The organism is Verrucomicrobiia bacterium, assembly GCA_035495615.1.
In the GTDB taxonomy this organism is placed as follows: domain Bacteria; phylum Omnitrophota; class Omnitrophia; order Omnitrophales; family Aquincolibacteriaceae; genus DATJFP01.
Genome location: DATJFP010000057.1, coordinates 1 through 9,325, shown reverse-complemented (window position 1 = coordinate 9,325; position 9,325 = coordinate 1). Strand labels below are relative to the sequence as shown.

The window sequence follows — 9,325 nt, the reverse complement described above, 5'->3', positions numbered from 1 at the left end:
GGGCCGAGCGGGCGGAGAATCGCGCCCATCTCGCGCGCTTTCAGGGTGACCTTGATGCCGATCTTTTCTTCCCAGGCGAACGGCGCGCGCGTTTTTTTGTCGCGCACGAGTTCGATACCGGCCATGAAACCCAAATGCCGTATGTCGCCCACGGCGGGCAGTTTGGCGAATTCCTTAAGCCGTTCCGCCATCAATCGGATTTTCGGCTGGAGATTCTCGAGCACGTTGTTCGTCTCGAAAAGTTCCAGGCTTGCCAAGGCCGCGCGGCAGGCCAGCGGGTTCGCGGTGTACGTGTGGCCGTGGAAGAATGTCTTGAACTCTTCGTACTTGCCGAGAAACGCCGAATAAATTTCCTCGGTCGCGTACGTCACGGCCAGCGGCAGATACCCGCCTGTCAGGCCCTTGGCCACGGTCATGAGGTCGGGCGAGACTTTTTCCCGCTCCGCCGCGAACATCGATCCCGTACGTCCAAAGCCTGTCGCCACCTCGTCGAAAACAAGCAGCACATTATACTTTTTTGTTAATTCACGCGCACGCGAAATATAGCCGTCCGGCTGGAGGATCATGCCGGCCGCGCCCTGCATCAAGGGCTCCATGACAAAGGCCGCGATTTCCTCGTGTTTTTCCCGCAGGATCTTCTCCAGTTCGGCCAGGCAGGCGTCCCGTACTTCTGCCGGGGAGAGGGATTCTGACCACCGGTAAACGTAGGGTGTTGGAACACTATAGGTTTCGAAAAGCAGCGGTCCGTAGACTTCGTGAAAGAGATCAATGCCGCCGACACTGACCGAGCCGATCGTGTCGCCGTGATAACTCTGCGACAGCTTCACGAATTTCTTTTTGGAGGTCCGGCCCTTTTGCTGCCAGTACTGGTAAGCCATTTTGAGCGCGATCTCGACGGCTTCGGAACCTGAATCGGAATAAAAAACGCGCGTCAGCCCCTCGGGCGCGATCTGCACGAGTTTTTCCGCGAGCTCGATGGCCGGAACGTTCGAAAGGCCGAGGAAAGTCGTATGCGCCACTTTGTCGAGCTGGTCGCGGATCGCGGCGTCGATTTCCGGCACGCGGTGGCCGTGCACGTTGCACCACAAAGACGAAACGCCGTCAAGGTAGCGCTTGCCCTCGGTGTCTTCCAGGGTAACGCCTTCGGCTTTTTCGATGATGAGGATGTCTTCTTTTTCCCAGTCCCGCATCTGGGTAAAGGGATGCCAGAGGTAGCGCTTGTCTTTATTGGCCAACGATTTGGTGTGGAGCGTCAGATTCATGATTAACCGGTTTTTCAGACGAGACAACGAGAGGAAAACAAACGGACGGTTTAAAACTTCAGGACGACCTGGCTGTCGTCTTCGCCGATCATGCAGCGGATGCGGTTCTTGCCTTCGCGCTTGGCCTGATATAGCGCCAGGTCCGCGCGCGTGACCAGCGAGATCTTGTCTTCGCCGGGGCGGTAAGCCGTAACGCCGGCGCTGAACGTGCAGTCGAGCCATTCCTGGACTTCGGTCAGGATGCGGGCCAGAAATTTTTCCGCTTTCACCAGATCTGTGTGGGGCAGCAGAATGAAAAATTCGTCGCCGCCGTAACGGCCGAGGCAGTCGGCGGAGCGGATGGCTTTATGGATCCGGTCCACGAAATCAATCAGCAGGCGGTCGCCGCGCGGATGGCCGTACGTGTCATTGAGCGACTTGAAATTGTCCAGGTCGATGATGCAAAGGCTCAAAGGAAACTGATACCGCTTGGAACGGCTCATTTCCTCTTCCATGATCTCTTCGAAGGTTTCGCGGTTGAACGCCTGGGTCAGGCCGTCGCGCGTGGACTGCTTTTCAAGCTCCACCCATTTGCGCCGCAAACGGATGAGCAGGAACTGCTGGATGTAATTGGCGGCGACAAAAATAGCGAGAAGGACGAGAACGGGAAAATAAAAGCGGTCCTGGGCGAGATTGACGCGGGACTGGGGCATGGTGAGGTAGACCACCCCGAGGAGAGCGGCAAGGTTCAGCACCGAAACGCTCTTCATGATACCGCTTTCGAGACTAAAGAGTCGGCTGGCTTCTTCCCTTATTTTGGAGAGCTTCTTTTTGGTGACGGACACGTTAATTTACCTTCTAAAAACGGTAATTATGCTATACCGGGTCCAAAAACACACGCTTTTTTATTGAAGCCAAAAGCCTTCCGAATTTGGAAAAGTCCTCTTCCCGGTGCAGCGAATTCACCGTAACTCTAAGCCTGGCTTTGCCTTTCGCTACGGTTGGATACCGGATTGCCGGCACCAAAATGCCCCCTTCCATGAGCGTTTTGGAAGTTTCCAGGGCGATTTTTTCTTCCCCTAAGATAACGGGAAATATCGGAAAACCTGAAGTCATTTCAAAACCAGACTTGTCTAGACATTGCTGCATTCGTCCGACGTTTTTCCAAAGACGGTCCCTTAATTCCGGTTCGCTTTCTATTATATACAGCGCTTCGAGGGCCGCGGCGCAGAGCGCGGGCGGCAGGGACGTGGCAAAAATAAATGGCCGGGCATGATTCACGGCGTAATCCACCAGAATTTCCGACGCGGCCATGAATCCTCCCAGGCCTCCGATGGCTTTGGACAGCGTGCCGGTGATCACGTCGATTTTGTCCTCCCAATTTTCGCAGGCGCCCTGCCCTTCTTTCCCGAGAACTCCGGTGGCGTGCGCGTCGTCGACGATGAGCAGCGCGTCATAAGTCTGCTTCAGCCGCGTGAGCTCTTTCAGGTCCGCGAGATCGCCGTCCATGCTGAAAACCGAATCCGTGACCAGCACGCGTTTTTTGAAAGCGCCGGAGAGCTTGAGGATTTCTTCGCAGCGTTCGTAATTTTTGTGGGGGAAAATCCGGACCTGCGCGCCGGAAAGGCGTGCCGCGTCGATCAGCGACGCGTGGCAAAGCTTATCCATGATGACAACGTCGTCATGCGTGGCAAGCCCCGCAATCGCGCCCAGATTCGCGAGATAACCCGCGGAAAAAAGCAGCGCCTTTTCTTTCCGTTTAACGGCCGCGATTTTTTTCTCGAGGGCTTCGTGCACCGAAATTCCTCCCGCTACAAGCCGTGCCGCGCCGGACCCCACGCCATATTCGCCGGCCGCGACCTGGAAGGCGCGCACGACGCGCGGATGCCGCGAAAGCCCGAGATAATCGTTGCCGCAGAAAAGGAGCACTTCCTTGCCGTCAAGCCGCCGAAGGTTGCCTTCGAGCATTTCCAGCGAACGGATTTTGCGGTAGAGATCGTTCTCTCTCAGGTGCTCAAGCCGTTCTTGAAAAAAGGTGTCGGAAGGGTTCATGGCTTGCCCAGGACGATCGCCGCCACGTGGCCGCCGAATCCCATGGAAACCGAGAGCACGGTCTTGGGACAGGCCGGCCGGGAAACCAGCGCCACGTAATCCAGGTCGCATTCCGGATCCGGCTGGGAAAGATTGGCGGTCGGAGGGAGAAAGCCCTGGTCTAGCGCGCCCAGGCACGCGATGATTTCTACCGCGCCGGACGCACCGAGCATGTGGCCGGTCATGGATTTGGTCGAGCTCATGGGGATCTGCTGCGCGCGGGCACCGAACGCGTGCTTCATCTGCCTCGTTTCGTAGAGATCGCCGGCCGTGGTGCCCGTGCCGTGGAGATTCACATAATCCACGTCCTGCGCGGCAATGGACGCGCTTTTCAAAGCGCTTCCGACCGTGCGGGAAAGCGCATTTTCCGATTCCTGGAAGCGCACGCCGTCGCGTCCCGCGTCGTTGCCGTAGCCGTGCCCCAGGATTTCCGCGTAAATTTTAGCGCCGCGCGCCTTCGCGCTTTCGTAGGTCTCGAGCAGCACGACGCCTGCGCCTTCTCCGACCAGGAATCCGTCGCGGCGTTTGTCAAAAGGCAGGATGTCTTGCTCGGCCATGACGTTCATCTGACGGTAACCGGCGAGCATGAGAGGAACAAGGGAAGCGTCGCTCGCGCCCGCGATGCAGTAATCGATCATACCTTCGGAAATCATGTGCGCGCCTTCAATGACGGCGACCGTGCCCGTCGCGCACGCAGCCACGTAGCATTTGGCCGCGCCCTGCAGCTCCCAGCGCCGCGCGATCCACTGAGCCGCGAAGTTCGGGACCGCGCTCGTATAAACGCGCGCGCCCAGGATCGCGCTCGGCGTTTCGCGCAAACGGTCGCCGAAGCGGTCGATCGTGTGCACGCCGCCTTTGCTGGAGCTGACCGACATGCCAATGCGGTAAGGATCGATGTCTTTGACTTTGAGGCCCGATCCGATGAGGGCTTCGTCCGCGGCGCCGACGGCATACTGGATGAAAGGATCGAGGAGATGCGTGCCGTGATCGCGTGCGTGAAAGCCGCGCACCTCGAAGCCGCGCTTCACGGGAAAACGGCTGACGTTGAACTGGGTAATGGTGTCGATGCCGCACACCCCGCGCTTCAAATGGTCCCAGAAGGACGGGACGTCGACGCCGATCGGCGTGATTGCGCCCGCGCCCGTGATGACGATTCTTTTTTTAAATGCCATTTAGAGCACCTAGAACGCCCGCGTGTTCCGCGATTCGAAATGGAAAATCTGGCCCGTCACCTGCTTCATCGCGTCTGAAGAGAGGTGCGCGAGAAAATCCGCCACTTCTTCGGGATCGGAAAAAACAGCCAGGGGGCTTTCGTTTTTATTTCTTTCTTTGATCTCGTCCGCCAGGTTTTCAGTCATGCCGGAAATCATAAAGCCGGGATTCACCGCGTTGACGAGGACCTGCTTTTTTCCGAGTTCCTGCGCGAGAGATTTTGCGAGGGCGATAAGTCCAGCCTTCGCGGCCGCATAACTGCCCAGGCCGACGCCGCCCTGCAGCCCCGCGCGGCTGGTAATCATGAAAATCTTGCTCGGCGTCCGCTTGAAAAGAAGCGACAGGACTTTTTTCGTCAAATAATACGGGGCCTTGAGATCCACGCGCATGACGTGGTCCCAATCTTCTTCGGTCATGTCACGCAAGAGCGCGTCGCGCGTGGCCGCGGCGTTGTGGATCAAGACGTCCAGCCCGCCGCCGGATTGGGCCTTGAACTCGCGGGCAAAGACGTCGATGGCCGCGGTGTCGCCTAGATCGAGCATGAATCCGCGCGCGCCCAGAGCTTCCAGTTCCGCGGCTTTGTCCGAAGCTTTGTGATAAGTAAAGAAAACCGAGCCCCCGCGCCGGCGGGCATTACGCACGAAGGCGCTTCCCAGACGGCTTGTGCCGCCCGTGATCAAAAGGGTTTTTCCCGCCAGCGTGTTTTCCAAAGAACCTCCGGGCGGGCCGGGACGGGCCTGGTTATGAGCTTTTCGGCGTGGATTTGGGAGGAGGGACTTCGAAGCCATTGCGGCGGAGCATTTCGATGTCCTTGTGGACCGGATTGCCTTCGGTCGTCAGGTAGCCCCCCGTGATAAGGCCGTTGGCCCCGCCGCGAAGCGCCAGCTCCTGGTATTCGTCGCCCAGGTTGATTTCCCTGCCGCCCGCGAGCTTGATGTTGGATTTGGGGTGGATGAACCGGAACACCGCGATGGTCTTCACCATTTCCGCCGGGTCCTGCTTCGGGACATTTTCCAGCGGCGTGCCGGGGCGGGGATTAAGGACGTTCATGGGAAGGCAATGCGGCGCGTAAGGCTTCAGCTCGAAAGCGAGCTTCACGCGGTCTTCGCGCGTCTCGCCCATGCCGAGAATGCCGCCCGAACAGATTTCCATGTTGCCGTCCTGCAGGGCCTTCAGCGTCTCGAGGCGCTTGTCGTAGGTGTGCGTGGAAACGATCTTGGGATAAAATTCGCGCGAACTCTGGAGATTGCTGTTGAAGCGCCGCAGGCCCACGGCCTTCAGGCGCTCCACGCGCTCGGGCGTCAGAAAGCCGAGCGAGCCGTCGAGATTGAGCGACGTTTCTTCGCCGAGGCGCTTGTAGATCTCCAGGATCTGTTCGAATTCCTCGTCGTTAAGCTGGGCGCCGCTCGTCACGATGCAGAAATTCTGCGTGCCTTTTTTCTCGAAATCCTTGGCGGCCTTCACGACGTCGTCCGTCGCCATAAGCTTGTACGTATCAACGCGCGTATCAAAGCGCACCGACTGCGAACAAAAGCCGCAGTCTTCGCCGCACAGGTTGCTTTTGGCATTGATGAGCGAGCAAAGGCCGGGTTCGCGGGTATTTAAACGGAAGGTGATCTCGCGGGCAGCTTCCAGCAGCGCGTCAAAATCCTCGGACCCGTTTTCGATTTCGATGAGCTTCATGGCCTCGTCGAAGCCGACTTCCCCGCCTTCCAGCACGCGGGCCTTCAATGATTCGATCAGAGCGGACGTTCCGGTTCCGGTTTTTTCGGTCATATTATCCTTCGACGATGTCGCCCAGCACGGAAACGACTTTGACGCCCTTTGCGCGGAATGCGTCCTCGGCCTTTTTGATGTTGGCCTCGTCGCCTTCGAGCTCGATGGTGGCGTCGCCGACTTCCGCGGTAATTTTGGCGCGGCGAATGTTTAAAAGAAGGTTATGGTCACGCGCGACCACGTACATGATGGGTTCTTTGATGAGTTTCTGTTCGAAAAAGAGATGGTAGGCTTTTTTGGCCACGGGCTTACCCCCCGGCAATCGCGGGGACGATGGAAATCTCGTCGCCGTCCTTGACCGTTGTTTCTTCCTGGCTTAAAAAACGGATGTCTTCTTCGTTGAGATACACGTTCACGAACCGGCGGATCTTCCCCGCCTCGTCGCAGATGCGCTCCTTGATGCCGGGATAATCTTTCTCCAGCGCCTCGATGGTCTGACGGATGCTGCCGGCGCTCACTTCCACCAGCGCGTTCTGGCGGGTCAGCTTTTGCAGCGGGGTCGGAATCCTTACTTTAACGGCCATGTCACAAGCTCCTTTTAATTAGATGGGCGGTCATTATAGCAGATCAGGCTTTGACCGCCGACTTGTCCAAAACACTTTTTTCGAAGGCATCCAGCGAAGGCTCGATCAGCGTGGGCTGGCCGACCACGTCCTGAATCGCTTCCTGCGTCTTCAGGCCGTTGCCGGTGATGGTGAGCACCACGGTTTCGTTCTTGGGAATCACGCCCTGCTCGATAAGTTTTTTCGCCACAGCGACAGTCACGCCGCCCGCGGTTTCGGTGAAGATACCTTCGGTGCGCGCGAGCAGTTTGATGCCTTCGCGCACTTCGTCGTCGGAGGCCATGCCCGCGGTACCGCCGCTTTGAGTGATCACGTCCTTGGCATAATAGCCGTCGGCGGGGTTGCCGATGGCCAGCGACTTGGCGATCGTGTTCGGTTTCACGGGCTTGATGCCTTCGGCCTTGTCGATAATGGCCGTCGCGATCGGCGAGCAGCCCTGCGGCTGCGCGCAGTAGACGCGGGTTTTCATCTTCGACTGCAAAAGTCCGAGCTGGTCGAATTCCTTAAAAGCCTTCCAGATTTTGGTGATGAGTGAGCCGCTCGCGGCCGGCACCACGATGTGCTCAGGCGCGCGCCAGCCGAGCTGCTCCGCGATTTCAAAACCTACGGTCTTCGAGCCTTCGGCGTAATACGCGCGCAGGTTGATGTTCACGAACCCCCAGCGGTATTTCGCGGCAATTTCCGAGCACAGACGGTTGACGTCGTCGTAGTTGCCGTTGACCGCGATCAATTTCGGCGAATACACCAGCGTGCCGATGATCTTCGCCTTCTCGAGATTGGCGGGAATGAAGATGTAGCGCTTGAAGCCGGCCCAGGCGCCGTTGGCCGCGACGGAATTCGCGAGATTCCCCGTCGAAGCGCAGGCCACGGTATCAAAGCCCAGCTCTTTGGCGCGCGAAAGCGCGACCGCGACCACACGGTCTTTGAACGACCAGGTCGGATGGCAGACCGAGTCGTCCTTGATGTACAGGTCGCGGACCCCGAGCTCCTTGCCCAGGATCTCGGCCTTCACCAGCGGCGTAAACCCCGAATAAAAACCGGCATTCGGTTCGCGGTCGATGGGAAGAAGCTCCCGGTAACGCCATAGGCTTTTGGGCCCGGCGAGGATCTTTTCGCGCGTTAGCACTTTTTTGATCGCGCCGTAATCGTACGCCGCTTCGAGCGAGCCGAAGCAGTATTCGCAGACGTACAGCGCTTCCTTGGGATATTCCCGTCCGCATTCGCGGCACTTCAAACCTTTGAGAAATGACATTCATACTCCCGATTGAAATTTTGCAGCAGCGGCTCGACTGCGATTGGCAGGCAGCCTGCATTCAAACCATGGGGACAGGTCTAAAGACCTGTCCCCGTCCATGCAACGGAATTAGACTTTGAACTTCTCGTCCATGCTCAGGTAGCGTTCGCCCGTGTCCGGAAAAATCACCACCAGGCTCTTGCCCGCGCCGAGTTCCTTGGCGACCTGGAGCGCGGCCCAGCAGGCGCAGCCGGTCGAGATGCCGCCGAGAATGCCTTCCTTGGCAGCCAGGTTCAGCATCGTGTCCCACGCATCCATGTCTTTGACCTTGATCACGCGATCGACGACTTCACGATTGAGAATTTCCGGGACGAAACCCGCGCCAAGCCCCTGAATCTTGTGCTTGCCCGGAGCACCGCCGGAAAGAACCGGGGATGTTTCCGGCTCGAGCGCGATGACCTGGATCTTCGAGTTTCTCTTTTTGAAGACTTCGCCGCAGCCGGTGACCGTGCCGCCCGTTCCGACGCCGGAAATGAAGGCGTCAAACTTTCCGTCGAGCGCTTCCCAGATTTCTTCCGCGGTCGTTTCACGGTGGATCTTCGGGTTCGCGGGATTGGCGAATTGCTGCGGAATAAAGCTGTTCGGGTTTTCCTTGGCGATTTCCTGGGCCTTGGCCATGGCGCCCTTCATGCCCTGATCGCCCGGCGTCAGCACGACTTCCGCGCCGTAGCGCTTCAGGATCTGACGGCGTTCCACGCTCATGGTTTCCGGCATGGTCAGCGTCAGCCTGTAACCTTTGACCGCGCAAACCAGGGCAAGGCCGATGCCCGTGTTGCCGGAGGTCGGCTCAACAATCCGGGTATCTTTATTGATTAATCCTTTTTCTTCCGCGTCACGGATCATGCTGAAGCAGATCCTGTCTTTCACGCTGCCGCCGGGGCTGAAGCTTTCCAGCTTCGCGTAAATCGTGGCCATGCCGGGGCCGGTCAATTTGTTCAGGCGCACGAGGGGCGTGTTGCAGATCAGTTCAAGAGCGTCTTTTGCGATCATGGGTTTTGTACGAGGTTTGGTAGTCGTCGTCATTTTCTATTCCTCCAATTAAACGGGTTGTCCCTTGCGTCTATTAAACCGTAGGCCTAAACGCCCTCGCCCATTTGCTGGGACGAGTCTTTTTCTTTCTCAGGCGCCTTGACCTGTTTCATGAAAGT

General features: G+C 58.0%; 10 protein-coding genes. All 10 read right to left on the bottom strand.

Going from position 1 to position 9,325, the window contains the following annotated elements:
- A partial coding sequence (bioA, locus tag VL688_07515) for an adenosylmethionine--8-amino-7-oxononanoate transaminase (protein HTL47896.1) occupies positions 1-1,262 on the bottom strand: 1,262 nt, incomplete at its 3' end.
- Between the two features lie 50 nt (positions 1,263-1,312).
- Positions 1,313-2,011, bottom strand: coding sequence for a GGDEF domain-containing protein (locus VL688_07510; protein HTL47895.1), 699 nt, complete (start codon positions 2,009-2,011; stop codon positions 1,313-1,315).
- Positions 2,012-2,117: 106 nt separating this feature from the next.
- Positions 2,118-3,293, bottom strand: a complete 1,176-nt coding sequence (locus VL688_07505; GenBank protein HTL47894.1) for an 8-amino-7-oxononanoate synthase — start codon at positions 3,291-3,293, stop codon at positions 2,118-2,120.
- On the bottom strand, positions 3,290-4,504 hold the full coding sequence (locus VL688_07500; protein HTL47893.1) for a beta-ketoacyl-[acyl-carrier-protein] synthase family protein: 1,215 nt from the start codon (positions 4,502-4,504) through the stop codon (positions 3,290-3,292). The genes VL688_07505 and VL688_07500 overlap by 4 nt, the downstream gene beginning before the upstream one ends.
- A gap of 9 nt (positions 4,505-4,513) precedes the next feature.
- Positions 4,514-5,254 carry an SDR family oxidoreductase gene (locus VL688_07495; GenBank protein HTL47892.1) on the bottom strand — a complete coding sequence of 247 codons (741 nt, stop codon included), beginning with the start codon at positions 5,252-5,254 and terminating at the stop codon, positions 4,514-4,516.
- Between the two features lie 31 nt (positions 5,255-5,285).
- A complete protein-coding gene (bioB, locus tag VL688_07490) occupies positions 5,286-6,320 on the bottom strand; it encodes a biotin synthase BioB (protein HTL47891.1) in 1,035 nt (344 codons plus the stop codon).
- A 1-nt stretch (position 6,321) separates the two neighbouring features.
- Entirely contained in the window at positions 6,322-6,564 is a 243-nt protein-coding gene (locus VL688_07485; protein HTL47890.1) for an NIL domain-containing protein, read from the bottom strand.
- A gap of 4 nt (positions 6,565-6,568) precedes the next feature.
- Complete coding sequence (locus tag VL688_07480) at positions 6,569-6,844, bottom strand: MoaD/ThiS family protein (protein ID HTL47889.1); 276 nt, start codon at positions 6,842-6,844, stop codon at positions 6,569-6,571.
- Positions 6,845-6,887: 43 nt separating this feature from the next.
- Positions 6,888-8,135: a threonine synthase gene (gene thrC, locus VL688_07475; GenBank protein ID HTL47888.1), complete on the bottom strand. Its 1,248-nt coding sequence runs from the start codon at positions 8,133-8,135 to the stop codon at positions 6,888-6,890.
- 111 nt (positions 8,136-8,246) lie between these two features.
- Complete coding sequence (cysK, locus tag VL688_07470; protein HTL47887.1) at positions 8,247-9,200, bottom strand: cysteine synthase A; 954 nt, start codon at positions 9,198-9,200, stop codon at positions 8,247-8,249.
- Positions 9,201-9,325 lie beyond the last annotated feature (125 nt).

Bases quoted from the DNA above. Each gene is read 5' to 3' on its own strand.
- cysK (HTL47887.1), bottom strand. From the start codon at position 9,200: ATGACGACGACTACCAAACCTCGTACAAAACCCATGATCGCAAAAGAC.
- VL688_07500 (HTL47893.1), bottom strand. From the start codon at position 4,504: ATGGCATTTAAAAAAAGAATCGTCATCACGGGCGCGGGCGCAATCACG.
- VL688_07505 (HTL47894.1), bottom strand. From the start codon at position 3,293: ATGAACCCTTCCGACACCTTTTTTCAAGAACGGCTTGAGCACCTGAGA.
- thrC (HTL47888.1), bottom strand. From the start codon at position 8,135: ATGTCATTTCTCAAAGGTTTGAAGTGCCGCGAATGCGGACGGGAATAT.
- VL688_07510 (HTL47895.1), bottom strand. From the start codon at position 2,011: ATGAAGAGCGTTTCGGTGCTGAACCTTGCCGCTCTCCTCGGGGTGGTC.
- bioB (HTL47891.1), bottom strand. From the start codon at position 6,320: ATGACCGAAAAAACCGGAACCGGAACGTCCGCTCTGATCGAATCATTG.
- VL688_07480 (HTL47889.1), bottom strand. From the start codon at position 6,844: ATGGCCGTTAAAGTAAGGATTCCGACCCCGCTGCAAAAGCTGACCCGC.